Genomic DNA, 24,504 nt, shown 5'->3' with positions numbered 1-24,504 from the left:
GGATTATATGATAAAAATCGCAAAAGTAACTTTTACGATTTTATATTTTAAGAATTAATAATTGATTTCTGAATTTCTTTATACTCCTCATCGGTAAGCTTCAGCCTAGTATTTTTGAAATTCATGTCTTCCACTGTATTCAGCGGAATAAGGTGGATGTGGGCATGGGGAACTTCCAGTCCTACCACAGCCACTCCTACTCTTACACACGGAACTGCATTTTTGATTTTTTTTGCAATTTCCTGGGTAAAACCCCAAAGGTTTTTATACTCCTCACTTTCCAGATCAAAGATCAGGTCTGTTTCTTTTTTAGGCACCACAAGGGTATGTCCTTTTACCAAAGGCATTGCATCCAGGAATGCAATAAAATTCTCATCTTCCGCAATGATGCAGGAAGGAATTTCCCTGTTAATAATCTTAGTAAATATGGTACTCATTGTATAATGATTGAATTGAAGATTGATTACAGTGTAATATCCAGCACTTCAAAAGACAGCTTGTTCCCGTTCGGCAACACGATTTCTGCAGTTTCTCCTACGGCTTTTCCCAGTAAGCCTTTGGCTATAGGTGTATTAACTGAAATTTTACCGCTTTTCAGGTCGCTTTCATTATCCGGCACCAAAGTAAATACCTGCTGCTGCTGCGTAGCGTTGTTTTTCAGCTTTACTGTAGTAAGGATAGAGACCTTTGAGGTATCGAGCTGGCTTTCGTCAATGATCTTGGAACTCGCAATAGCATCCTTAAGTTTGGAAATCCTCATTTCGAGCATTCCCTGTGCTTCTTTGGCTGCATCGTACTCTGCATTTTCAGACAGGTCTCCTTTATCTCTCGCTTCTGCAATCTGCTGGGTAATCTTCGGTCTTTCCACAGTTTCCAGTTGTTCCAGCTCAGCCTTCATTTTCTCTAGCCCCTCCTTTGTTACATAGCTTGCCATAATTTTCAAAATTTAGTTTTAGTATAAAAAAATAATCCGACATTTGCCGGACAATGTTTTTGTTGTTATAATCGTTTAAGATACAAATATATAAAAATTTAAATTGAAATGAAAAAAAGTTTCGCAATCCTTTCAATTATCACCTCACTGATATTCAACAGCTTAATGATACAATCCTGCGGCAGCCGGGAAGATACGGTAAGCTGCTTCCCGAATAATCCCATCAATGTAACCCTGAACCTGAATCTTCCCGCCTACTACGCTTTAAACCAGACGGGAAACTGGATGTACATCAATGAGCAGCAGTCTGGAACGCGTGGACTGATCGTGGTAAGAGCTTCTGATACGACATTTAAAATTTATGACAGGAATGCTCCTCACATATGCCCCGACAATAATACCACGTTGGAAGTGAAAGACAATATCAAAGTGGTTTGCCCGAAAGATAATGCGACATGGATCCTGCTCACCGGCCAGCCAACTGCCGTAGCCAATATCCCTCCTAAAACCTATCTGTATAATTATGATCCTTCCGGGAAGATTTTAAATATCTATTTTTAATGAAAGTCGTTATACAAAGAGTCTCTGAAGCCAGTGTAAAAGTAGACGGCAACATTGTAGGGTCCATTGGCCAGGGGCTGATGCTTTTGATAGGTATAGATGAGAACGATACATCAGCTGATGCCGACTGGCTGGTTCAAAAAATACTGAACCTAAGGATTTTTAGCGACGATGAAGGAAAAATGAACTTATCCGTAACGGATATATCGGGGGAGCTGCTGTGCATCAGCCAATTCACCCTGATGGCAGATTACAAGAAGGGAAACCGGCCTTCATTCATCAGGGCAGCAAGGCAGGAACAGGCTGTTCCGCTGTTCGACTATTTTAAGCAGCAAATTGCGAAATCCGGGCTTAAAACAGAAAGCGGAATCTTCGCAGCAGATATGAAGGTATCGCTGGTTAATGATGGTCCTGTTACTATCGTTATGGACTCTTCTACCAAAAACTGATTTCAATTATTCTCTACAAAAAACGTCTTTCAAAAAAATGAAAGACGTTTTCTAATAAATAAACTATTTATGCATTAATTGGCAGGCACACTGCTGAAATTAAGTGCTATTTTAAGATTCATATCGGAACTGGTCTGATTTTTCAGCTCATATACTGTCCTTACTGTAAGTCCTGAACTCTTAACCACTTCGTCCAGAAACCCGGAAGTATTAAGATCCAGATTCAGACTTGCAGCATCGGTAGAGATATTAGATCTGGAGGCAACCAATTTTTCACCCGTCCCGTTAGAGGAAATATATACTTTGATGGATTTGAGTGCGTTCAATGTACCTCCCGCCGGTGATACAACGGATACTTTAGCATCCGAAATCCTCACATCCTTTATGCTCGCATCATTATTTCCGCCAAACCATGTCTGCACATTGGATGCAGTTGCGGTAGATGATACTTCCTTATCAGCCGGTACTCCCGTAGAGATCAGTACATTGGCTGTATATGGAAAGGTATTCTGAACCAGTGACTGTACGGCCCCACAGCTTACCATCACAATAGAAGCAGCGGCGGCTGTTAACATTATATTTTTCATAATATTGAATTTTAAAAGTCTTTGCAGAAATTATACCAATTTATTCCACGCTTACTGTAAAATCTCCTTTTGTATTTCCTTCCGCCATCTGGTCTTTGCCAATGATCAGCCATACTTCTCCTTTGCCTTTGACATCGTAAGTAATCTCATTCCCGAAAGGTCCGTCATAATCACCATTTGGAAGCCTGATCTGATTAAACCGTATATTAAAATCCTTCTGGCGGGTATTGATGTTGGCCTTAATTTTAGACTGATCAAAATTACTGATCTTCAAAATCAGCTTCTGATTCTGATCTGTAAACTGCTCTCCTAATGTGAAAGGAAGTTGGGAGGCATCCATGGTCCTTGTAATTTCCCCATTCTTCACCTCTCTCATCACTCCAGTCTTAAGTACCTGTTTGGTAACCGGAGCATTATTGATGATAGAATCTTTCTTTTTTAAAGCTTGGGAATCTGCAATGGGCTGCGTACGCTCTGTTGTCAAGGAAGAATCCCGGCCTGTTGTTTCTGTTTTTTCTGCCTCCTTTTTGCAGGATAGCAGCAGCAAAGGAATCAATACGAAGTATTTTTTCATAACTGTTGTTTTTTGTAATGAATAAGGTTATATGCATGCGAAAACTGTTCCAACCTTTAGCAGAATATTGCTGTCTGAAAACACATATTTGATCTTTTCTTACCGGATGGAATCGTAGTATAATGCCCGGGAAAGCAGGCTTTCATCTTTATGCTTTTTAACCTGTTCAAGAATTTCATTTTTCAATGTCTTTTTATTGTTTCTATCAGCATATTCTAAAAGTATTTTTTCATTGAAATGAACAGACACTCTGTGAAAATCCGGATTGAAATTTTTACGCTGGACATTCTGCAGAGTGATGAAGCCACCCCAGTTGATAAAGCTGCAGACCAGAATCGTTGCGTATGCAAACCATGCCATAGTATTGAACAGGAAAATATTTTTCTTTTTTCGCTGAATTTTAATAAACATCAGGACCAGCCCTATCATGGAAAGGATAAGAAAAGCACTCACGCCCAGCCTTTTATATGTATACCCGTATTCCATTATATACTCAGCATTTTTAGCCATAGCAGAGAGAATCAGTGTAGCATTGAGCGCGATCCATATTTTAGCCAGAATTTTCAATATTCCTGCCTTCGGATCGAAATTAAAAGCAGATTTAAAATAAAACATCATTACCAGAACAGCCATGACAATGGAAAGGATAACGGCATTCACCCTTTCATGGGTTTCTTCAGAAAGCTTTACCGCCGCTTTACTCCCTTCATAGAACTGTTCATAATTATAAGTAACAATAAAAAAGATGAGAAGGATATTCAGCAACAGGAAGGAAATGACTCCGCTCATCCGTTCTGCTTCAAGGTCAAAAAACGAGTAGGTATTCTTCAGAGTTTTCTCTTCACTTTTAAAATCATTGTTCAGCCGCATATTCTGCTTATATATCAATTTTTCGACGGCATAATTCCAGTAATTGAATGCAATAAAAAATCCCAGTATGGCCATGCATAGGAACTGCCATATATCCAGGTCCCACTCATACCCGCTGTAAAGTTCAGCAAAGTGATGGCTGCCTGCCGCGTAGATCCCAAAGAAAATACTGACCAGCACCAAAGGAATCAATACAAATGCAAACATCTTTTGCCAGAATCCGGGAATAGTCTTTTCGGGAAGCCATTCATCAAAACTGAAAAAGCGGCATACCGAGGTAAAAGTATTGATCACAAAGACCGGAATAAGCAACAGAATTTTCATCCGCCTGTTTTTTGATCTGTACGATAATAGCAAAAGGGAACTTACCACTGCCAGAAATGAAGCCAGGTCACCATACCAGGCAAAAGCAATACCCGATATTACAGAGGTTGCTATGAGAACAAAGAATGTTTTCGTCTTGTTTTTTGCAGGTGTCCTGAGTAGGGTCAGCACTGAATAAATGATACAGAGGATCCCTAAATTAAGCCCTACATTTTCGTTGTAAAAAAGAACAACGAATAAGGCAGTGGTAAGAAATATATAGTGATGTGTTTTCATGTTTTTTTTATTGTATTAATGATTCAAGTTTCAATATCAGCATAGTGTAATAATCAGTGTAAAACCGCTGTATCTTTTTGGAATATGAAGTCTCTCAGGTGTTCAAAATTCTGCCACAATAAGGTCTCAAAATCCCAGTCGTAGAATTTTCTCATCCGCCGTCCCTTCTGATAAGCTTTACGGTACAGACGGATGTATTCGGGCAGGATAAAAGTTCCCAGAACAATAGCGGCCAAAAGGTGTGCATTGAGCTTCCCGTTTCCGAGGAGCAGATACTGCATCGCAATTTCATCTTCAAAACGGGTGCTGCAGCCGGTAATGAGATGGTGCACATCATGGTCCTCCATTTTGGGGATCATGCTGAAGCCATGCTTTTCGTAGAATTCTCCCAGCTTTCTTCCTAAAGAGTCTTTGTGAAACTCCAGGAGTTGCTTTTCATTGAATTGCCATTGCCTTTTTTTCCTTTTAAAATAAGTTCTGTATAATTTCTGGATCTTATTATAGATCAGCAACAGGAACCTGACACGTATTTTTTTCATAGTTAAAGAGTTATAATTGAAATTCCGATAAAGAAATATAAGATGGCAACAGGAATATTGATCAGAATGATCATAACCGCTTTCATACAGGCGCTGCGCCGGCGTACATCGATCCATGCATATACTAAAATGGCCGCAACAATCACCAGGTTGATTATTGACCCGAAAATCAGCAGCATGAATCCTCCAACTGCAAATTCATCATTTTTGCTTATTATATACCCTATCAGGCTGATATTCCCAAGGATAAAAAACAGCCAGAAAACCACTTTTCCGGTCGTTATAAAAGATTGATCGTTCATGATTTTACGTTTGGGTTAAAGTAAAAACCGTAATTTCCGGACGAACCATGAAGCGGACCTGAAAAGAATGCCCGAGAGCCCGGTTGATATATAGCATCCTTCCGTCATGAAGATCAATGACACCGGATACATACTTTTTATTCTTTACAGGAAGAACCGGAGTGATTACACCGGGAATCCTGCATTGCCCGCCATGGGTATGCCCACTTAGTATCCATCCCTGATATCCGTTCCATACGTCCAGGTCACATACATCCGGATTGTGGCACAATACAATACCGGCTTTCGACGGATCATAATGCTTCATTACCTGCATTGGGTTAAAATTGGGAGACCAAAGGTCTTCAAAGCCGATAAAATGGAGCCCACCACAGTCATGTTGGCTGTTTTTCAGGACAGTGATGCCTTTATTTTCCAATACGGTACAAATGTTTTCGGTTATACTCAGATCGCTCCAGTCTTTCCCGTAATCATGATTGCCCAATATTCCTAAGGTGGCAATCTTTCCTGAAACTGCATGCTTCATTACCTGCTCCAATGCTGAAATTTCTTCCGGCGTACCGAGGTTCACATAATCACCGGTATAAACCACAAAGTCCGGATTGTAGTTCCTGGCTTTTCCGAAGGCATCAATAAGAAAATGCCAGTCGAAGCGCTTTCCTACATGCAGATCGGAAATCTGCATCAGTATCTTTCCGTGCAAGTGATCTGGCAGGTTGTTCACAGGAAGCTTATGCTCTACAAATTCCACCCAGAAAGGTTCTACCTGCCATGAATAAAGAGCCGGCAGCATACCCGCCAGCGTAAGCGCCGAAGCTTTTTTGAGAAATGTTTTCCTTGTCATTACTTAATCGATTTTTAATTACCTGCAAGCAGACTTCCGAAAATTCCAACGGCCAACTCTGCCCATACTGCCGCTAAAGCAAAAAAGGCCAGGAAGCAGAGCGGTATTCTCAATGCTGGTTTCGCAACCTTACCGGAAATCAGGTCGATAAAACCTACAGCACTCCAGAGGATCACAGCTGCCATAAGAAAATCATATCCTGACCAGTATACTTCTGAAGATATTACATTCCCGACCAGTGGAAACCATAACAATGTGGCCGGTAAGGTGTGCAACACTGCTAAATTTGGGTTTTTTCAACATATTATTTAATTTAAAAGCACTTTGAATTACAAAGCTAAAAACTAAAAAAATTTATTTGGTTCCCAACAGTTTTTCAAGCGCATTCAGATGCTCTGTAAAAGCTTCCCTTCCTTTCTGCGTTACCCGATAGGAGGTTCTCGGCTTTTTGCCTACAAATTCTTTCTTCACTTCAATGTATTCCGATTTTTCAAGTGCACTGCTGTGGCTGGCCAGATTGCCGTCTGTAATTTCCAGCAGGCCTTTCATTTCGGAAAAATCAACCCAGTCGTTCACCATAAGCACAGACATAATGCCCAGCCTTACGCGACTTTCAAATTCCTTATTGAGTTGGTTGATATTAATCATTACATTGGTAACCTGTTAATTCTAAAATAATCATATATTGCTGCATCAATAATAACGGCTTCTTGGGTTTTCAGATTTTCAACAGCCACGAAATCATGATTCTTGAAGAATCCTGATGTCAGATATTCATTTATAATCTGATTTAAAAGAAATACTTTCCCTATCTGGTGATGCACTTTCCAGAATAGCACGGCTGCAAAAATAACAATAAAAAACAGGATGGATTTTTCCACAGGACCTTATTTATATTTTTTATGCATAATCAGTCCATAAACAATATGCAGCAGACCAAATCCAATAGTCCAGAACAGCAATCCCCACCCTAACATGAATAACGATAACAGCCCCAGAATAATCTGGCAATATCCCAGGTATTTTACATCAGTAAGTGTATAACGTTCTGCATTGACTAGGGCAATACCGTAAAAAATAAGTGTTGCCGGAGCAATCCATACAAACAAATGATGAAAGAGGAGCGCCAGGCAAAACACACCGCCTGTAAGCAATGGTACTGAAAAACTAACCAACAGCCTCCTTGTTGTAGCATCCCATATTTTCAATCCTTTCTTCCTGCTTTTGGTGGCTGTAAAAAAATATCCGCTGAGGATCGCAACCGCCAGAATAATCACAGCAACCCAGATCAATTCCCGGATCAGGGCAGGCTGGAAAATATTGCGGTCACCATCCAGGTAATCAATCCCTTCCCTTTTTAATCTGAAATATACATACACGGCTCCTGCGATCGCTGAAAGGCCGGCAAAAACTCCGGACAGCCCACTTAACGATATAAACCGTGAAGAACGCTCCATCATGGAACGGATATGAGAAAGATCTTCGTGATAATTTTTAGCATCCATAAAAAGAACTTTGAAATACAAAGTTATAATTTAATTTTAAATGGCAAAATATTTTTTTGAACTATTTACTATTCCATTTTTGTTTATGGCAATTGCACAAGATAAAAAACGCTGAACCAAAATAGTTCAGCGTTCTTATGATTACTTCGCTCTCAATCTTTCCTTAATCGCTCCGATATTTTTCTTGGCAGAATCTTCAAGAATCAGGCTTGCGCTCATGTGGATTCTTGCCGGCATCAGTTCATTGAAATGGTCTGTTCCTTCCCAGGAAACTTTTTTAATAAGTGCCAAAGCATCCTGGCTTCTGGAAGACAGGGTCTGAAGGAATTTCTCCAGCTTCGCGTCCATCTCGGCAATATTTTCTGATACGGAATGATAGATATTATGCTGTTCAGCCCATTCTGCAGACCTGAAATCAGCATCAATTGCCATAGCAGAAAACTGTGATTTACCAATCTTCCGTTCCACATAAGGTCCGATGACAAAAGGTCCTATTCCCAGATTGATTTCCGTTAATGCTAAGGCTGAATCTTTAGTAGCAAAACAGTAATCGGCACCACATGCAATGCCTACTCCCCCACCGGTTGTTTTCCCCTGAACTCTTACTACAACTATTTTTCCGCAGTTTCTCATTGCATTGAGCACTTTGGCAAAACCTCCGAAAAATTGTTTTGACTTTTCTAGTTCCTCGATCTCCAGCAGCTCATCAAAACTGGCACCTGCACAGAAAGCTTTTTCACCTTCACTTTTAATCAGGATGGCATTAACTTCTTCTTTGGCTCCTTCTTCTAAGATGGTTTGCGCCAGCTGTTCCAGTATGGCTCCGGGAAGCGAATTACTTTTAGGCGTTCCGAAAGTAATTTCCGCGATGTGGTTTTTCAGCTCTGATACTACAAATTCATTCATTTTTAATGTCTATTGGATTTTTACAAAAATACTAATTAGGCTCGCATCAGCGGTCATAATAGGCCAGAATAATTACACGATTTTTCGCTTTATCCGTATAAACACGGAAGACAATATTGAGTAATTTATACTGAATCTCGCCATTTCATCAAAGCATACCTTTGAACCGTTCATTTATACTGAATGATTATCAGGATCTGATCTGCTATTCATAGAAATGAATTTAAAAATGAACACTTTTATTTTACCCATATAATTAAGGTGTCTATCACTAACAACATGAAGTCTCCGGATATTTCCGGCGGCTTTTTTTTATTGATAATGTGCCAATTCCGGAAATACCAATATTTTAAAGTTTACATCTTAATCCATCCACATTCCGTAAAAATACGGAATGCCGAATCCGTATTTACACGCTAGGGAGATCCGTTCTGAAACATTTACTTTGTCATTAGAATAAAATGCTTCTTATACAACAAACAATAGCTTATAAACAAAACTAATAACCATGAAAACTTTATAAGCAAAGATCGGACGATAAGATTCTAATACATAAATGAGAACGTGAAGCCCCGAATTAACTTTTCGGGGCTTCACTTTTTAATGCTACGATGTATTTATCGATATAAAGCGTCTTTTCTTTGGATTTATACTGTTGGATATATCTGGGATGCTCCAGAACGGCTATACGGTCAAATAAACGTTCTTCCTGGTTGATTTTTGAAATGAATTCAGCATTCTTTTTACCCATAACAAAAACTTCTGACGTATCAACATTAAGGCTGAGATGCTTTTTTAATGAATCAATCATAAAATCTTTTACATCTCTAAAGAGTTCCCTGTCATCATAATAATTAGCGTTGACCCAGCTCCCCTTAGATTTTCTTACAATAGCCAGTGGAAAAGGCGAATTGATGTAGATGTTCTTATAAAATGCTTCGGCACCACCATATTCTGCAATCATATCATAAACGAAAACGGATGAAACTTCGTGGGTGTAAGCAGAAGTCATTTTAATTCCGCAAATACTTTCTAACCTTTTGGTATCGGTAAATGGCACTCCCGTTACTCCCGCTCCATGGCGGCTGGGATTGATTCCCAGAAGAAATTTCCGGCGGTTTGAATCGTTGTAATATTTATAATAGAACTGTTGCATGACTTCCAGCGTTTCCGGATTTTCCAGATAAGGATTCATGACCAGAAAATCATCTGGCAATACCCCATTATAATGCAGTTTTTTATTAAAGCTGATGACCTCTTCAGCAAACGTTTTCTTCATGTTCAGTTACAGTTAAAAATGACTTAGGGCTCATCATCACCGTTATCTTCCTTTTCATCACTTAGAGCAAGCTCAATATCAATAAACTGAATATAAAGTCCGCAAATACTGTTGTTTTTATCATAACCGAAGTAAACGGGATAAGTACCATCACCGAAACCCGTAGCAAACATCGGGATCTGGTAATCTGTACCCGGAATAGTCCAGTTGATCCAGTCACCATTTTGTCTCTGATGCTCGGGATGTTCCTCATAACTTTCTTTAAACAAGCCAGCAAAATAATCATCATACAGATTTGGCATATTAAGTTTATTTACAAAAGCATCAAAGGCTGGAAGTGCTTCCGAATCTGTAATGCAGGCTAGCCCGGCATCTACATGAAATCCGAAATAATCATCCTGTTGTACGCCTTCAAGGTTTTCATTCCCAATTAACGCTTCCTGATAACGGACAGGTTGGCCATCGGTGAATTTCACTCTGACGGCAGCATACCGGTTGCCCCATTCTTCGAATTTTGCAACGGCAATCGTAACCGGAAAATTTCCCTTGGGCGCATTCACAAAATAAGGTTTCTGAGTTGAATCAAGAAACACCAACGGATCTCTTACCACGATTTTGCCCGAGGGTAGAGAGACATCTCCTATTTCCAGAATTTCAACTGGCAGACCTAAAATTCCTGCTGAGGTAAAATAAGACTCCAGATCAGTAGGACAGACAAGAATATGTTTTATACTTTCCCATTGTTGCATCCATGTAGTGTTCATAACCTTATTTTATCTGATGATTATTCATTGAAAATAAGGAATAAAAATCAGGTGGTCAAAAAGCAGCGGGCTTTTAACAAAAGATTATCAAGCTTAAGGCATACTAAAATTCTATTCAAAAAAACAGCAGCCTATGATTCAGCTGCTGTATTGTACTATTGTTACATTTTTATATTATATTAATCCGAACTGCTCGAAATGATGCGTAAAATGTTTCCTGTGCATCAGTTCCCACATTTCCTTGTTCAGTTTTCCGAATACGAAATTCATGTGCTCGGCCTGTGGATCTTCTTTGTAATAGATGGTGAATTTTTTCAGGTTATCCAGGAATGACTGTTTTGCAGCATCCAGGTTTTTATGTTTCGGTTCAGGCAATGATCCATCAGCATTCAGGAACGGAGCCTGAAAATCTTTTGGCATTTTTCTGTGGTTGTACAGGGAATCCTGCCATTTTTCCAGATGCTCTTCAGGAGTGAAGCACTGATCGGCTTCCGGCTCTCCCAGACTCACCAACACCGCCTGCTCTAAATGCTCGATCATCTGCTGAGGAGACATTTTCCCCCACTGTGATGGCGTATTCTCTGTTAAACCGTTGAGGGTTTTCTGAACATTTCTTGCATTCAGGTCGATGAACGGTGATTGTTTGGCTACCAAAGTAAGAATCGTTGCTACACAAACCACTTCTTCTCTCTGGTTGACCACTTCCACCAGCCATTTCACCACTCCGGAAGGAATATTTCTTCCCTTTACCCCGCGGTTGATTTTTTCTTTGGCCGTTAAATAAACGGTAATCGTATCTCTGGCATATACCGGTTTGAAGAACGAACAGTTTTCCAGTCCGTAGTTCGCGATAACCGGCCCTTTTTTTCCGGAAACGAATAATCCTGCTGCTGCTGAAAGAATGAAGTATCCGTGGGCAACCGTTTTATCGAAAATAGTTCCTGATAAGCTCGTCGCGTCGGTGTGGGCATAGAAATGATCCCATGAAACGTTGGAGAAATTCACGATATCGGCATCGGTAACGGTTCTTCCTGCTGTTTCCAGAGAATCTCCAACCTCAACTTCTTCAAAATATTTCCGGAACGGATGCTTGTCGGAATATTTCTTTTCGGCACCCTGCTGATATACTTTGGTAATCGCGGTCAGGATATCCGGGGATCCCTGAATCGCTGTTTTCTGAAGGAAGAAATGAAGACCGTTCAGTCCGCCCATCTCCTCGCCTCCTCCTGCTCTTCCGGGGCCGCCGTGCATCAGCGTCGGAAGCGGTGAACCGTGACCGGTGCTTTCTTTGGCATTATCCCTGTTCAAAACGAAGATCCTTCCGTGCTGAGAAGCCATTTTCCATGAAGTTTCGGCGACGAATTTTTCATCGTGAGAAATAATAGACCCTACCAGACTTCCTTTTCCTCTTTTCGCCAAAGCCGCCGCTTCTTCCGCATCTTTGTACGGCATCAGCGTAGAAACCGGCCCGAAGGCTTCGACATCATGAGAAATATTTTTTTCAAAAGGTTTATCATTGAAGAACAGCTTAGGGCTCATGAATGCTCCATTTTCGTAATCGGCATCTACCAGTTCGTGCTGTCCGTCGTAAACCAGTTCCGTTTCTGTTTTCAGTAAATTTACTTTTCTTAAAACCTCGTCATACTGCTGTCTGCCAACCAAAGATCCCATTCTTGTTTCCCGGCTTAACGGGTTTCCGATTTTGGTCTGGTCCAAAGCTTTAGATAAAGCCTGCCGCACATCGCCCACCAGGTTCTCAGGAACAATGATCCTTCGGATGGCGGTACATTTCTGCCCGGCTTTGGTGGTCATTTCGTTACGGACTTCCTTGATAAACAAATCGAATTCCGGAGTGCCTGGCTTCGCTTCCAAACCTAAGATGGAACAGTTCAATGAATCCGCCTCCATATTGAAACGAACGGCATTGCCTGCCACTGATGGTAACGATTTTAATTTCCTTCCCGTTGTTGCCGATCCGGTAAACAGTACGGAATCCCCGTCCTGAATATAATCCAGAATATTTCCAGGTTCGCCGCAAACGAGTTGCACCGCCCCTTCAGGCAACAGACCGCTTTCGATCATATCCTGAAACACCGCATTGGTAAGATACGAACCGAATGGTGAAGGCTTCACGATGGAAGGAACACCCGCAAGCAATGAAGTCGACAGTTTTTCCAGCATCCCCCAAACCGGGAAGTTGTACGCGTTGATCTGTATGGAAACCCCTTCGCTTGGCGTTAAAATATGTGTTCCCTGGAAAGTTCCGTTGGCTGAAATTTTCTGTGTTTCCCCATCCACCCAGAACGGGGTGTTCGGAAGCATTCTCTTGGCCAGTCCGGAATAGGTAAAGAAAGTACCGAAACCGCCTTCGATATCCACCCAAGAATCCACATGCGTGGCTCCCGTTTTATAAGATAATTCATAATATTTTTTCTTTCTTTCGAGAAGATAAAGCGCTACTTTTTTCAGCATTTCCCCACGGTCGTAGAACGTCATGGACGAAAGATTTTTGTATCCAACGGTTCTTCCGTAATCCAGTGCCTGTTCGAAATTAAGCCCTTCCGTATCCGAAACGGCTACCTGCTCTCCTGTAACGGCATTAAATAAAGGAATTCCGGTTCCGGTTCCTTCGATCCATTCGCCGTGGATATAGTTCTTTAGTTTTTGCATATCATTTAATTTAACAATGTATCTGCTTACCACTTGTTACATTTTTACATTTATATATTGTTCTATTTATTTTTCCGGTTCCTGATAGGGAAATAGTTTCACCAACCCTTCGTACAAACTTCTGTGCAGAATGGTGGCGTGGTTATCCGTTTCCATCATCTTATATTCTATTGTCCAGTTTTTCTTTCCCGCTTTTTTCAGCACATCATACAGGTCTTCAGCATCTTTTACCATTACCGGATGTTCCCCTTTTCCGACGGAAATATAAATAAATTTCTTCGTATCCGGAATTTTAGCCAGCCATTGGTTTGCCCCTTTCAGCAGGCTTTCATCATCCCACCATAAACTCGGGCTAATGATAAAATAGTTGTTAAACAGCTCAGGTTTTTTCAGCAAAATTTCTGTCGCCAGCAATCCACCTAATGACTGTCCAAATAAATATTTATCGGTTATTTTAAATTGACTTTCGATATAAGGTTTTAATTCTTTTTCAAGAAAGCTGATGAATTGATCAGAATGTCCCGTTGTCGGATAATCCTTCTGTAGATCTTTCAAATCCGTATGAAAGGTAAAATCTCTTTTTCGATCAATATTGGCTATTCCTACCACAATTGTTTCCGGCATCGAATACATCTGATTGAAAAACTGAATCAGTCCGGTAACATGAGATAAAGTCTTCATTCATGCTTCCATCCAGCAGATAAATGACCGGATAGGATTTGGTTTTATCAAAATTCTGAGGAAGATAGATATTCAATGTTCTTTCCTCATTTAAAATTTTAGATTTAAACGTTCTGATTTCACCGATTGTTAGCGGTTTTACGTTGCTGTTCTGGGCTGAAACTATAGCTGAGAGCCCAAGCATCATCGTGCATATCAGCAGGATTTTTTTAATCATTTTACTATACTTTTTCTAAACCTAACGGGTTTTAAAAACCCGTTAGGTTTATCCTGTTTACATCGTCATTCTACATCCAAGAAATCATATTCTACATTAGACTGATGATAATTTTCAAAAATATGAACCGAATCGAAATACTGCAATATTTCATTTCGATTTAGCTTACTCTCTTTTTCTGAATTTACATAAGCCATATAAGAAGAGTACTTCCATAACGCAACTTCTGTTACAAAGCCGTGGTTAACCGGATTATTATGAATGTAATGCAACACTTTGAGCAGATATTTCTCATCAGTGATTTTTCTCCTTTTGATGGCATTCAGAAATAAAGCGCCTTTTCTCTCATACATTTTATTAAATGCTTTTGCATAAGAATTGAGAAAATTACCAAAATGCTTCATGAGGTAAGCATGTTCATCTTCTATTGGCACACCTTCAACAGCCTTGAATCGTACTAATAAATGAAAATGATTAGCCATCAAACAATAGGCATAAATATCAGCTATCGGCAATATATACTGCATTAGTTTTTTAAGGAAAAACTGATAATTGGTTTCTTCACGAAAGATAAGTTCCTTTCCGTTCACATGAGAAAAAATGTGATACACAGAATCAAACTCAAAGCTTTCGGTATTGATCATTATTCTAGTTATTTTCTATTTGGTCTTATTTGGTAAAACCTAACGGGTTTTGAAAACCCGTTAGGTTTAGCGAGGCCTAACCCTCAAGAGTTTCACTTCACATCATCCCAGATGCTGTAATCCACAACTTTTGTCGGGATCTGCTGCACATATTCCGTAAAGGGTTCACAAGGAAGAATAGCATCCTTTCCTTCTCTTGCCAATTCCTGATACAGACGGGTTCCTTCGGTTTTCCATTTGATCATTTCATCGGAAACATCACGGATGATCTTTGCCGGGCTTCCGACGATCAGCTTTCGGGCTTCGCACCTGAAGTTGGCGGGTACAAAAGCCAAAGCTCCAATTATACATTCGTCACCGATAATTGCTTTGTCCATCACTACGGCGTTCATTCCCACCAGGCAGTTTCTTCCGATATGTCCGGAATGGATGATGGCTCCGTGACCAATATGGGCCGATTCTTCCAGAATGGTTTCAATACCCGGAAAAACATGCAGCGTACAGTTTTCCTGAACATTCGCGCCGTCTTTCACGATGATTTTCCCCCAGTCGCCGCGGATCACCGCATTCGGGCCAACGTACACTTCTTCACCAATTTCCACATTCCCGATAACCACCGCCTGCGGATGAATGTAGGCAGAAGGTTTGATGATGGGCCGGATGCCGTGGTAGGAGTAGATATTCATAATTTTTTTCTTAAAAATTTAATGTAACAATGGATTAATGTACAAGTTTACCTATAGATGCTTCAACAAACTCAGCATGACATTACGCAAAATTGTTTCACGGCTACATTGTTACACTGTTACATTGATAAATTGTTATACTATTAAAAAAGTTATACTTTTTCAATCACCATTGCATAGCCCTGGCCTACACCGATACAAAGGGTACACAAGGCGTATTTTTTATTCTGTTTCTGCAATTCCATAGCGGCAGAACCAATGATCCTGGCTCCGGAAACTCCCAGTGGGTGACCGATGGCAATGGCACCTCCGTTTGGATTTACTCTGGAATCATCGTCTTTTAAACCCAATGATCTTGTTACCGCTAAAGCCTGGGCAGCAAAGGCTTCGTTCAGTTCGATGACATCCATATCATCCAGTGACAGGTTTAATCTTTTTAAAACTTTCTGAGCAGCTTCCACAGGACCGATTCCCATGATTCTCGGTTCCACACCGGCAACGGCGGAACCTAAAATTTTAGCGATCGGCTGAAGTCCGTATTTCTGTACGGCCTCTTCGCTGGCTAAAATCAATGCTGCAGCACCGTCGTTCATTCCTGAAGCATTTCCGGCGGTTACCGTTCCTCCTTCCTTTCTGAAAGCAGGGCGAAGTTTCGCCAGTCCTTCCATTGTAGAAGTCGGTTTAATAAATTCATCTTTATCGAAAACTTTAGGTTCTCCTTTCTTCTGTGGGATTTCCACCTGTACGATTTCTTCCGCCAGTCTTCCGTTTTCCTGTGCTTTGGAAGCTTTCTGCTGAGACCATAAAGCAAACTGATCCTGGTCCTCACGGCTGATCTGGTGCATATCGGCTAAGTTTTCCGCTGTTTCACCCATACCATCAACACCATACATTTCTTTCATTTTAGGATTGACAAACCTCCATCCGAAAGTGGTATCGAACATCTGGCTGTCTCTTCCGAACGCAGTACTTGGTTTCGACATCACGTACGGAGAACGCGTCATATGCTCTACGCCGCCGGCAATGTAAATTTCTCCTTCACCTGCTGCAATCGCACGGAAGGCATTGGCTACGGCAGACATTCCTGAAGCACACAACCTGTTAACTGTCTCCCCGCCGATTTTATATGGAAGTCCGGCCAACAGCAGGGCCATTCTCGCTACATTCCGGTTATCTTCCCCGGCCTGGTTGGCACATCCAAAGATCACATCCTCGATTTCCTCTACCGGAACTTCCGGATTTCTCGCGATGATCTCTTTGATGACAATGGCTGCCAGATCATCGGCTCTTACTTCTGAAAGGCCTCCGCTTAATTTCGAAATGGGAGTCCTGATATAGTCTATAATGTATACGTTGTTCATTTTTCAGCTTTTACTTTTATTTCTTTATAATCTTTTAAAAATGACAAAGTATTTTCCAAATATTTTCTCGGAGATCCTGACGCTGTATCTTTAAATCTATTTAAAACTTCATCCATTTTATCAATCTCTTCATATACTATAAATGGAAAATAATTAAGATTTAAATGTCTAATTTTACCTGATTTTAATGGAGTTTGCATTTCTATAATAAGTTTTTCAATATTAATCTCTTTATCGTTGATATACTTATCAATAGAATGATGACCAACTACCCCCATATAATTTACTTCCTCCTGCAATAGGAAAGCATCAATATAAGATTGTCCAAAAAAAATTTGTTCTTCAAAATTTGCACTAATTAATCCATGAGAGAAAGCTCCTTTTATTGCAATCTTAGTATTTATTATTCCAGCAAATAACCAATTAATAGCTTTTAAAAAAACAATAAATGATTCTGTGGAAGCATTTTTTGAAAATATGATAATCGAGTCAGAAAAAGTAATAATGCGAATTGGCTCTTTTTCAGCCTCACTATTTATAAAGTCTTTACTAAAAGAGTTTTTTAATTCAGAAATATTATTGAGAACTCCAAAAATTTCCTCGTGAGTATTTCTTAATACCATTTCCTTAAAGCCCAGAATATCGAAGAAAGCAACAAATCTATTATCTGTTATTTCCCAATTACTATCGTCTTCGTAAGAATTGATACTCGTTACAACCTCAGTTTGAGCTTTACTCAATACATTTATTGTGATATTTGCCATATTTTTTCTATAATTCCGTTACTTTTTTCCCTATTTTATACACAGTCCCTACAAATTTGGCAATCAGTTCATCGTTCTGATTCGTGATTTTGATATCGTAAATTGCTGTTTTCCGGGTTTCGTTGGCGAGGATACTTTCTGCCCTGAAAACATCGCCTTCTTTTCCGGCTTTGGTAAAATTGATGACACAGTTGAGAGCTACTGCAGCGTCACCGGAATTGTTGGATGAAAAGGCCAGTGCCGAATCCGCAAAGGCAAAGGTAACGCCTCCGTGTACCGTTTTCAGCCCGTTGATCATTTCTTTTTTAACGGGCATTTCTATTAAACAATAGTTCTCTTTAATTTCAATCAGTCTGATATTCATCCATTGGGAAAAATAGTCCTGACCGAGCATATATTCTGCAACCTGTTTGGGTGTCATTTATTCTTATTTAAATTTTTGAATTTTATCAAATCTTTCCACGTATAATCTCTGCCGTCCAAGATCAAGTAAGCTAAAAACATAAAAATGAAGTACACTATAAAGCCATATCCCCATAAACTTTTTTCATCATCCCATCCGAACTTATAAAAAAGAAGCTTGATGAGAAAAAAAACAGTAGTAAAAATGATCGCATTTACCACAGCACGCAGAAAGTTTTTCTTTGTAAATATTCTTTTAAGCATGGTTTTGGTTTAGTTTGAAGTATTTATTGATGGTTTATCTCTGCATATAATTCATCAGCCAACCGATCATAAATGTTCATGGTTTTACCCAGAATAATTTGAACGTTGGAAAGATTCTCCGTATATAAAGCATCGCTTTTATCCTGATAGGAAGCATCGAGATCGATCCCGTCTTCCTGTGCGATCCTTTTGATTAAGGCCTTATACTTTTCATTGAATTTACCCAGCAGTTCAAGTTTTTCCCGATCATCTTCGATTGAAGAAAGCTCCTGAACCAGATATTCTTTTTCAATGAGAAGCCTGGTTTCCAATTCGGCTCTGAATCTTTCTATATTCATAAACTTTAATTACTTCATTATATCTTTCCAGTAGGGCTTTTCTAAATACTGTTTTCCATCCTTATCGAACGCCCACACATTTGATATTTCTCTTAACTGAAAAAGTTCAAAATCTCCTTTGTGAATTTTAATTCTATTAATCTTCGTAATTTCCTATTAGCCTCTAATTTATTTTTCTTTTCCGTCTCTGCTGTAGTAATTCCTATTATTGGATTTTTCCTTCTTGACCTACTCATCAATAAATTAATTTCACATTTACAGTTTTCTAAGCAATGGGCTTTGCCTGTACCTTTCTTCCTGATATTCTTCGTAAAGACCTTGCAGGGTTTCAGAGATTTTCTCGTATCCGATTTGCTGTCCCCAAGCCAATAATCCTTTCGGGTAATTTACGCCTTTCTGCATAGCCAATTCAAGATCCTGATCACTGGCAATGCCTAATCTTTTGGCTTCTACCGCTTCATTGATAAGCATGGAGATGATTCTCAGGAAAATCTGCTGGTAAAGTGCCTCATCCTTTTGAGGTTCGGGTTTCGTTGATCCTTCCGCATAATCATAGAACCCTTTTCCTGTTTTTCTACCGTGAAGCTTGGCTTCGGACATTCTTTGCTGCAATAAAGACGGCTTGTATTTCGGATCGTAGAAATAATCTTTATATACCGTTGTGGTTACAGAGAAATTCACATCCACTCCGATAAGGTCCATCAGTTCAAACGGTCCCATTTTAAAATTCCCTAAAGTTCTCATGGCATCATCCACCTGTTCCGGTGTAGCGATGTTTTCTTCTACCATCCTCAGTCCTTCTCCGTAATATGGACGTGCAATCCTGTTTACGATAAATCCCGGGATATCTTTAGCGATAACCGGTGTTTTCCCCCAGTCTTTCATAAGGTTGTAGATCTTTTCCGGCAATGATTTTTCAGTCAGTAAAGATGGGATTACTTCTACCAATGGCATCAGGGGCGCAGGGTTGAAAAAGTGGATTCCGATGAAACGTTCAGGATGTTTCAGTTCCGAGCCAAGGGAGGTGATGGAAATGGATGAGGTATTAGAACCGATGATACAGGTTTCGGAAACGTGGTTTTCCAGTTCCGTGAATACCTTCGTTTTAATTTCTTTATTTTCAATGATGGCTTCGATGACCAGTTCGCAGTCTTTAAAGTCCTTCAGTTCTGTAGCGATGGAGATGTTAGATAAAATTTCAGTCATTTTCTCACCTGAAATTTTCTGTTTATCAACCAATTTGGTCAGTGTTTTTTCCAGACCGAGGGTTGCCGTTTCCACCTGTTTGGCATTCGCGTCATACACCCATACTTTGCATCCGTTTGTAGCGGCTACCTGTGCGATGCCTATTCCCATAGTTCCGGCACCGATGATTCCTACTTTTTTCATTTCGTATAATGTAAAAAGTATAATGTAAAAAGTATTTTAACTGTACGCTGTACATTTTACTTTCTACATTATACAATTTCTTATTTTCCTTTATATTCAGGTTTTCTTTTCTGTAAAAATGCGTTTACGCCTTCGATGAAATCTTCTGTTCCGGCAGCTTCCTGCTGAAGGTCGGCTTCCAGTTCCAACTGTTCTTTCAACGTGTTGTTATACGAATTGGCGAATGCTTTTTTGGTTAATTTGATGGCTGCTGTCGGCATGTTAGCCATTTTTTCCAGAATTTCCATTGACTTGGAGTTGAATTCTTCTTCAGCAAAAACCTCAGCGACCAATCCATACGATTTTGATTCTTCAGCCGATAATTTTTTTCCTGTAAAGGCTAAATAATTTGCCAATTGCCTTCCCAATAATTTCGGTAAGAAAATAGGTTCCTCCGGTATCAGGAATCAATCCGATATTGGAGAAAGCCTGGGAGAAATATGCCTTGTTATTGGCCAGTACAAAATCACAGATCAGGGCAAGCATTGCGCCGGCTCCTACTGCAGGACCATTTACCAAAGCTACTACCGGCTTTTTGCAACGGGTAAGTTCCATTACCAGTGGATTGTAATAATCGGTTACAATTTTCCGGATGATGTCGTGGTCGTGGTGTTCATTACCGGTAACAAATGCATCATCCAGATTCTGGCCTGAGCAGAACGCTCTTCCTCTTCCGGAAATGGCTACACAGCGTACGGTAGCATCATTGCTGCACTCCTGGATGAAATCCTTCAGATCTGAAAGGGATGGCTTTGTCAGCGCATTCATGGTTTCCGGCTGGTTGAGGTAAGCGATTTTCAGCTTTCCTTCAAAATGCGTCTCAATATCGAGTTGTGTGTACATAGTTTTGATTTTATGATTGGACAAATATAAAATAATGTAGCAATGGAACAATCTAGCAATGAAATAATTATAACATTGTACTGAATCTTATTGGTAAACTGCTACATTGTTACATTAATTTTAGTGGCATTTAAAATAATCAAAAGGTTCCAGGCAGTCCAGGCATTGGTAGGAAGCCTTACACAAGGTCGATCCGAACCTGCTGATTTGCTTGGTGTGTTCAGAACCACAGCGTGGACACTTTTTCGGTTTCCCGATATGATGTTCGTCGGCTCCCTTTTCAGGAGGAGTGATTCCGTAAGCCCGCAGCTTTTCCCGGGCTTCATCCGTCAGCCAATCGGTCGTCCAGATCGGAAACATTTTAGTGGTTACTTTTGTGTCCCAGCCGTTTTCCTTCATGATCTTGATGATGTCTTCCTCAATGGTAAACATGGCAGGACAGGCAGAATACGTTGGCGTAATGGTAACCTCACAGGAATTTTCCCCGGTTACTTTTGCTTCCCGTACAATACCCAGTTCCACGATGTTGATGACCGGAATTTCCGGATCAGGAACCATTTCTAATATGTCTAAAGGATCTTTCAAAACTTTTCTATAAAATACATTGAATTATTTCCCATTGTAAGGCTATCTTTATCCATAGGACTTTTCGCCATAACAATTTCACTAAAATATCCGGAAACATCATCTCCTTTCTTAAAATTATATTTAATGACAGCAGAATATTTTCCTCCTTTAAGATTATCATACACAATAGAATCAGTTTTAATTTCCTCTCTATTTTGATGAATGGTATAAATAATTTTTGCCCTTTTTGAAATTTCATCTCTCATACTGGGAGAAAAAAACTTCATAGCCAGTTCATTTTCAGTTTTATTTTTAATTATAAAAAACTTACTTACAGAAGAGTCTATTTTATTATGCTCTTTGAAGATTATTTGATTTTTAAAAACATCATTTTTATCAAAAGCGATGTAATCAATCTGAATTTCTTTAGTGTTAATTTTATTTTTCAAACTCCAAATCCCAGTTTTTGCATTCATTTTAGTATCTAAATTGCCTGTCAAAGTAAAATTATCCCATTGAGCCGTAACATGATCCGTAGAATCATTAACATACATTTTAATCTGAGTTTTATAATTTTTCAATTGAAATAATTCATTTATATCTGAAAAACTATTAATCTCTTTAACTATTTCATGCTTTTTCGAACAAGATATGAGTGATAAACTTAATAACAAAAGAATTACAATCTTCTTCATAAAACTTTGAATTACCATGTACATCCCGGATATGCTCTCTGCATATATTGCAGTTCGCAAAGCATAAATCCGAAATATTCCGTATGATATCCGGTTCTGGATTTCGGCTGCATAAAAGGGTTTGTTGGATATGCTAACCCGAAATCGGCAAAATCTTTCTGTGTGATCGCCAGAAACTCTTCATAAAGCGCATCTGCATCCGGCACTATGTTTAAAGCTACCAAATCATCCTCGCCTTCGGTTTTTGCAAACAAACCTTTGGTATATTCCCAGATATTTTCAATAGCCTTTTCCAGACGGGATCTGCTTTCTTCCGTTCCCTGAGCAAAAATTTTCATCCAGGAAGCGGCATGAGTATAATGGTATCTTACTTCTTTCAAAGATTTCTGGGCAATGGCAGAAAGTTCTTCATCCGCAGATTGGGATAAAGCTTCGTACATCAGCTTCTGATAAACTGCAAAAACATAGACTTTTAAAATCGTCTGTGCATAATCTTCGTTGGGAAGCTCAGTCCAGTGGGCATTCACATATTCATGTTCATATCTTAAAAAAGCAAGATCGTCTTCCGTTTTGCCGTTATCGATCACTCTCGAAGCGTACACATAAAAGTTGTTGGCCTGGCCTAATTCATCCAAAGCGATATTCGTTAATGCAATATCTTCTTCCAGATAAGGCCCTTCCCCACACAATGCCGACAAACGCTGCCCCATGATGAAGCTGTCGTCTGCCAGTTTTAATAAATAATTGTATAATGAATTCATTTTTCAATTTTTGTACAATGTAAAATGTCGGAATGTACAATGTACTTTTTACATCTGACATTTTACAATGGATTACATATTTTTTACATCGTTAGGGATCTCGTAGAACGTTGGGTGACGGTACAGTTTGTCGTCTGCCGGATCGAAGAACGCTTCTTTATCCACCCCTTCTGAAGTGACGATATATTTGCTCGGTACCACCCAAACGGAAGTTCCCTCCTTTCTTCTTGTATACACATCTCTGGCATTTTGTAACGCCATTTCGGCAGTCGGTGCCTGTACTACTCCTACGTGTTTGTGGGACAATCCCGGTTTAGTCTGGATAAACACTTCCCACATATCTAAATTTGCCATAATTAAATTAATTTAACAATGTATCAGTGTAACAGTTTACCAATAATAAAAGCTAAAAAGGCTCAATACACTGGTAACTGTAACTTACTACATTGGTAGACTGTTACATTATTCTATTACTTCTTTTTGTTGTTTTTCTGCAAACGCAGCTGCCGCTTCTTTTACCCAAGCATTTTCTCTCTGGGCTTTTCTTTTGGTTTCGATCCGCTTTTTGTTGCACGGTCCGTTTCCTTTCAGGATTTCCATGAATTCATCCCACGGAAGTTCCCCGAAATCGTAATGCTGTCTTTCTTCGTTCCATTTCAGATCTTTATCCGGAATGGTTAAGCCTAAGAATTCAGCCTGGGAAACCGTAACATCAACAAAACGCTGACGAAGGCTGTCGTTGCTCTCTCTTTTCACCCGGTAATTCATGGAAATTTTGGAGTTTGGCGAGCTGTCGTCATTCGGTCCGAACATCATCAGCGCCGGCCACCAAAAACGGTTCAGAGAGGCCTGGGCCATTTCTTTCTGCTGCTTGGTTCCGCGGCAAAGAGCCATCAGGATTTCGTACCCCTGTCTTTGGTGGAAGGATTCTTCTTTACAGATCTTCACCATCGCCCTGGAATAAGGGCCGTAGGAATTTCCCATCAGCATCACCTGGTTCATGATCGCAGCACCGTCTACCAGCCATCCGATCGCACCGATATCTGCCCAGCTCAACGTTGGATAGTTAAAGATGCTTGAATATTTGGCTTTCCCGGAAAGCATATCTTCATAGGTGGCATCCCTGTCGGCTCTTATGCTTCCGTCGCCCAGTGTTTCCGTTGCGGAATAAAGGTATAATCCGTGTCCGGCTTCATCCTGAACTTTGGCCAGCAAGGCCATTTTTCTTCTTAAAGAAGGTGCCCTGGAAATCCAGTTGGCTTCCGGCAGCATTCCTACAATTTCAGAATGGGCGTGCTGTGAGATCTGACGAACCAAAAGCTTCCTGTAATCATCAGGCATAACATCTTTCGGTTCTACTTTATTTTCGTCGTGTACGTATTGTACGAATTTTTCTAAGTCCATAATTAAAATTTTTAAAATTTTAAAATATAACAATGTATCAATTTAACAGTCTAGCAATTGTTGTT

General features: G+C 39.9%; 32 protein-coding genes and 1 pseudogene. 2 read left to right on the top strand and 31 right to left on the bottom strand.

Features of this window, described 5'->3' with window-relative positions; all coding sequences use genetic code 11:
• Positions 1-47: 47 nt before the first annotated feature.
• Positions 48-437 carry an HIT family protein gene (locus QE404_RS19205; protein WP_307453263.1) on the bottom strand — a complete coding sequence of 130 codons (390 nt, stop codon included), beginning with the start codon at positions 435-437 and terminating at the stop codon, positions 48-50.
• Positions 438-463: 26 nt separating this feature from the next.
• On the bottom strand, positions 464-934 hold the full coding sequence (gene greA / locus QE404_RS19200) for a transcription elongation factor GreA (RefSeq protein ID WP_294207613.1): 471 nt from the start codon (positions 932-934) through the stop codon (positions 464-466).
• 108 nt (positions 935-1,042) lie between these two features.
• On the opposite strand from greA, the gene QE404_RS19195 reads away from it, so the two are divergent.
• Together QE404_RS19195 and dtd are read left to right on the top strand one after the other, a co-directional pair.
• Entirely contained in the window at positions 1,043-1,495 is a 453-nt protein-coding gene (locus QE404_RS19195) for a hypothetical protein (RefSeq protein ID WP_307453261.1), read from the top strand.
• Positions 1,495-1,944, top strand: coding sequence for a D-aminoacyl-tRNA deacylase (gene dtd, locus QE404_RS19190; protein ID WP_307453260.1), 450 nt, complete (start codon positions 1,495-1,497; stop codon positions 1,942-1,944). Before QE404_RS19195 ends, dtd begins: the two co-directional genes overlap by 1 nt.
• Before the next feature lie 74 nt (positions 1,945-2,018).
• Here dtd and QE404_RS19185 read toward each other — a convergent pair whose 3' ends face one another.
• From QE404_RS19185 to paaA, 29 genes and pseudogenes are all read right to left on the bottom strand, one after another.
• Positions 2,019-2,531, bottom strand: coding sequence for a hypothetical protein (locus tag QE404_RS19185; protein WP_307453259.1), 513 nt, complete (start codon positions 2,529-2,531; stop codon positions 2,019-2,021).
• Between the two features lie 40 nt (positions 2,532-2,571).
• Positions 2,572-3,105: a hypothetical protein gene (locus QE404_RS19180; protein WP_307453256.1), complete on the bottom strand. Its 534-nt coding sequence runs from the start codon at positions 3,103-3,105 to the stop codon at positions 2,572-2,574.
• 99 nt (positions 3,106-3,204) lie between these two features.
• Positions 3,205-4,575, bottom strand: a complete 1,371-nt coding sequence (locus QE404_RS19175; protein ID WP_307453255.1) for a DUF4153 domain-containing protein — start codon at positions 4,573-4,575, stop codon at positions 3,205-3,207.
• Positions 4,576-4,628: 53 nt separating this feature from the next.
• Complete coding sequence (locus tag QE404_RS19170) at positions 4,629-5,114, bottom strand: Coq4 family protein (RefSeq protein WP_307453253.1); 486 nt, start codon at positions 5,112-5,114, stop codon at positions 4,629-4,631.
• Positions 5,115-5,116: 2 nt separating this feature from the next.
• A complete protein-coding gene (locus QE404_RS19165) occupies positions 5,117-5,416 on the bottom strand; it encodes a hypothetical protein (protein ID WP_307453251.1) in 300 nt (99 codons plus the stop codon).
• Positions 5,417-5,420: 4 nt separating this feature from the next.
• Positions 5,421-6,260 carry a metallophosphoesterase gene (locus tag QE404_RS19160; protein WP_307453249.1) on the bottom strand — a complete coding sequence of 280 codons (840 nt, stop codon included), beginning with the start codon at positions 6,258-6,260 and terminating at the stop codon, positions 5,421-5,423.
• Positions 6,261-6,274: 14 nt separating this feature from the next.
• Positions 6,275-6,535 carry a hypothetical protein gene (locus QE404_RS19155; protein WP_307454084.1) on the bottom strand — a complete coding sequence of 87 codons (261 nt, stop codon included), beginning with the start codon at positions 6,533-6,535 and terminating at the stop codon, positions 6,275-6,277.
• 79 nt (positions 6,536-6,614) lie between these two features.
• Positions 6,615-6,908, bottom strand: a complete 294-nt coding sequence (locus QE404_RS19150; RefSeq protein WP_307453245.1) for a winged helix-turn-helix domain-containing protein — start codon at positions 6,906-6,908, stop codon at positions 6,615-6,617.
• Positions 6,908-7,141: a hypothetical protein gene (locus tag QE404_RS19145; RefSeq protein WP_307453243.1), complete on the bottom strand. Its 234-nt coding sequence runs from the start codon at positions 7,139-7,141 to the stop codon at positions 6,908-6,910. The genes QE404_RS19150 and QE404_RS19145 overlap by 1 nt, the downstream gene beginning before the upstream one ends.
• A gap of 6 nt (positions 7,142-7,147) precedes the next feature.
• Positions 7,148-7,765 (bottom strand): hypothetical protein, encoded by a 618-nt coding sequence (locus tag QE404_RS19140; protein ID WP_307453241.1) that lies wholly within the window; start codon positions 7,763-7,765, stop codon positions 7,148-7,150.
• Between the two features lie 141 nt (positions 7,766-7,906).
• Positions 7,907-8,671, bottom strand: a complete 765-nt coding sequence (locus tag QE404_RS19135) for an enoyl-CoA hydratase/isomerase family protein (RefSeq protein ID WP_307453239.1) — start codon at positions 8,669-8,671, stop codon at positions 7,907-7,909.
• A gap of 577 nt (positions 8,672-9,248) precedes the next feature.
• The gene (locus QE404_RS19130; protein ID WP_307453238.1) at positions 9,249-9,950 is read right to left on the bottom strand and encodes an SMUG2 DNA glycosylase family protein; all 702 of its coding nucleotides are present in this window, start codon (positions 9,948-9,950) and stop codon (positions 9,249-9,251) included.
• Between the two features lie 23 nt (positions 9,951-9,973).
• The gene (locus QE404_RS19125; protein ID WP_307453236.1) at positions 9,974-10,714 is read right to left on the bottom strand and encodes a DUF4241 domain-containing protein; all 741 of its coding nucleotides are present in this window, start codon (positions 10,712-10,714) and stop codon (positions 9,974-9,976) included.
• 174 nt (positions 10,715-10,888) lie between these two features.
• Positions 10,889-13,384, bottom strand: coding sequence for a phenylacetic acid degradation bifunctional protein PaaZ (gene paaZ, locus QE404_RS19120; RefSeq protein WP_307453235.1), 2,496 nt, complete (start codon positions 13,382-13,384; stop codon positions 10,889-10,891).
• Positions 13,385-13,450: 66 nt separating this feature from the next.
• A complete protein-coding gene (locus QE404_RS19115) occupies positions 13,451-14,065 on the bottom strand; it encodes an alpha/beta hydrolase (protein WP_307454081.1) in 615 nt (204 codons plus the stop codon).
• Positions 13,971-14,249 (bottom strand): alpha/beta hydrolase-fold protein, encoded by a 279-nt coding sequence (locus QE404_RS19110; RefSeq protein ID WP_307454122.1) that lies wholly within the window; start codon positions 14,247-14,249, stop codon positions 13,971-13,973. Before QE404_RS19110 ends, QE404_RS19115 begins: the two co-directional genes overlap by 95 nt.
• Positions 14,250-14,347: 98 nt before the next feature.
• The gene (locus tag QE404_RS19105) at positions 14,348-14,926 is read right to left on the bottom strand and encodes a transposase (RefSeq protein WP_307453231.1); all 579 of its coding nucleotides are present in this window, start codon (positions 14,924-14,926) and stop codon (positions 14,348-14,350) included.
• A gap of 92 nt (positions 14,927-15,018) precedes the next feature.
• The gene (locus QE404_RS19100) at positions 15,019-15,612 is read right to left on the bottom strand and encodes an acyltransferase (RefSeq protein ID WP_307453229.1); all 594 of its coding nucleotides are present in this window, start codon (positions 15,610-15,612) and stop codon (positions 15,019-15,021) included.
• A gap of 152 nt (positions 15,613-15,764) precedes the next feature.
• Positions 15,765-16,973 carry a 3-oxoadipyl-CoA thiolase gene (pcaF, locus tag QE404_RS19095; RefSeq protein WP_307453227.1) on the bottom strand — a complete coding sequence of 403 codons (1,209 nt, stop codon included), beginning with the start codon at positions 16,971-16,973 and terminating at the stop codon, positions 15,765-15,767.
• On the bottom strand, positions 16,970-17,737 hold the full coding sequence (locus tag QE404_RS19090) for a hypothetical protein (protein ID WP_307453225.1): 768 nt from the start codon (positions 17,735-17,737) through the stop codon (positions 16,970-16,972). The genes pcaF and QE404_RS19090 overlap by 4 nt, the downstream gene beginning before the upstream one ends.
• Before the next feature lie 7 nt (positions 17,738-17,744).
• Positions 17,745-18,158 carry a PaaI family thioesterase gene (locus QE404_RS19085; protein ID WP_307453223.1) on the bottom strand — a complete coding sequence of 138 codons (414 nt, stop codon included), beginning with the start codon at positions 18,156-18,158 and terminating at the stop codon, positions 17,745-17,747.
• Between the two features lie 268 nt (positions 18,159-18,426).
• A complete protein-coding gene (locus tag QE404_RS19080) occupies positions 18,427-18,741 on the bottom strand; it encodes a hypothetical protein (RefSeq protein ID WP_307453221.1) in 315 nt (104 codons plus the stop codon).
• Positions 18,742-18,996: 255 nt separating this feature from the next.
• On the bottom strand, positions 18,997-20,130 hold the full coding sequence (locus QE404_RS19075) for a 3-hydroxyacyl-CoA dehydrogenase NAD-binding domain-containing protein (protein WP_307453219.1): 1,134 nt from the start codon (positions 20,128-20,130) through the stop codon (positions 18,997-18,999).
• Between the two features lie 80 nt (positions 20,131-20,210).
• Positions 20,211-21,012: pseudogene (locus QE404_RS19070) on the bottom strand (enoyl-CoA hydratase/isomerase family protein).
• Positions 21,013-21,132: 120 nt separating this feature from the next.
• Positions 21,133-21,570 carry a 1,2-phenylacetyl-CoA epoxidase subunit PaaD gene (gene paaD, locus QE404_RS19065; protein WP_373462513.1) on the bottom strand — a complete coding sequence of 146 codons (438 nt, stop codon included), beginning with the start codon at positions 21,568-21,570 and terminating at the stop codon, positions 21,133-21,135.
• A gap of 23 nt (positions 21,571-21,593) precedes the next feature.
• Positions 21,594-22,274: a hypothetical protein gene (locus tag QE404_RS19060; RefSeq protein ID WP_307453213.1), complete on the bottom strand. Its 681-nt coding sequence runs from the start codon at positions 22,272-22,274 to the stop codon at positions 21,594-21,596.
• An 11-nt stretch (positions 22,275-22,285) separates the two neighbouring features.
• Positions 22,286-23,035, bottom strand: a complete 750-nt coding sequence (gene paaC, locus QE404_RS19055) for a 1,2-phenylacetyl-CoA epoxidase subunit PaaC (RefSeq protein ID WP_307453211.1) — start codon at positions 23,033-23,035, stop codon at positions 22,286-22,288.
• Positions 23,036-23,107: 72 nt separating this feature from the next.
• On the bottom strand, positions 23,108-23,389 hold the full coding sequence (paaB, locus tag QE404_RS19050) for a 1,2-phenylacetyl-CoA epoxidase subunit PaaB (protein WP_027373980.1): 282 nt from the start codon (positions 23,387-23,389) through the stop codon (positions 23,108-23,110).
• Between the two features lie 108 nt (positions 23,390-23,497).
• Entirely contained in the window at positions 23,498-24,439 is a 942-nt protein-coding gene (paaA, locus tag QE404_RS19045) for a 1,2-phenylacetyl-CoA epoxidase subunit PaaA (RefSeq protein ID WP_307453204.1), read from the bottom strand.
• Positions 24,440-24,504: the final 65 nt, after the last annotated feature.

The organism is Chryseobacterium camelliae, assembly GCF_030818575.1.
GTDB classification, from domain to species: Bacteria; Bacteroidota; Bacteroidia; order Flavobacteriales; family Weeksellaceae; genus Chryseobacterium; species Chryseobacterium camelliae_A.
This window is presented reverse-complemented; position numbering and strand designations above follow the sequence as displayed.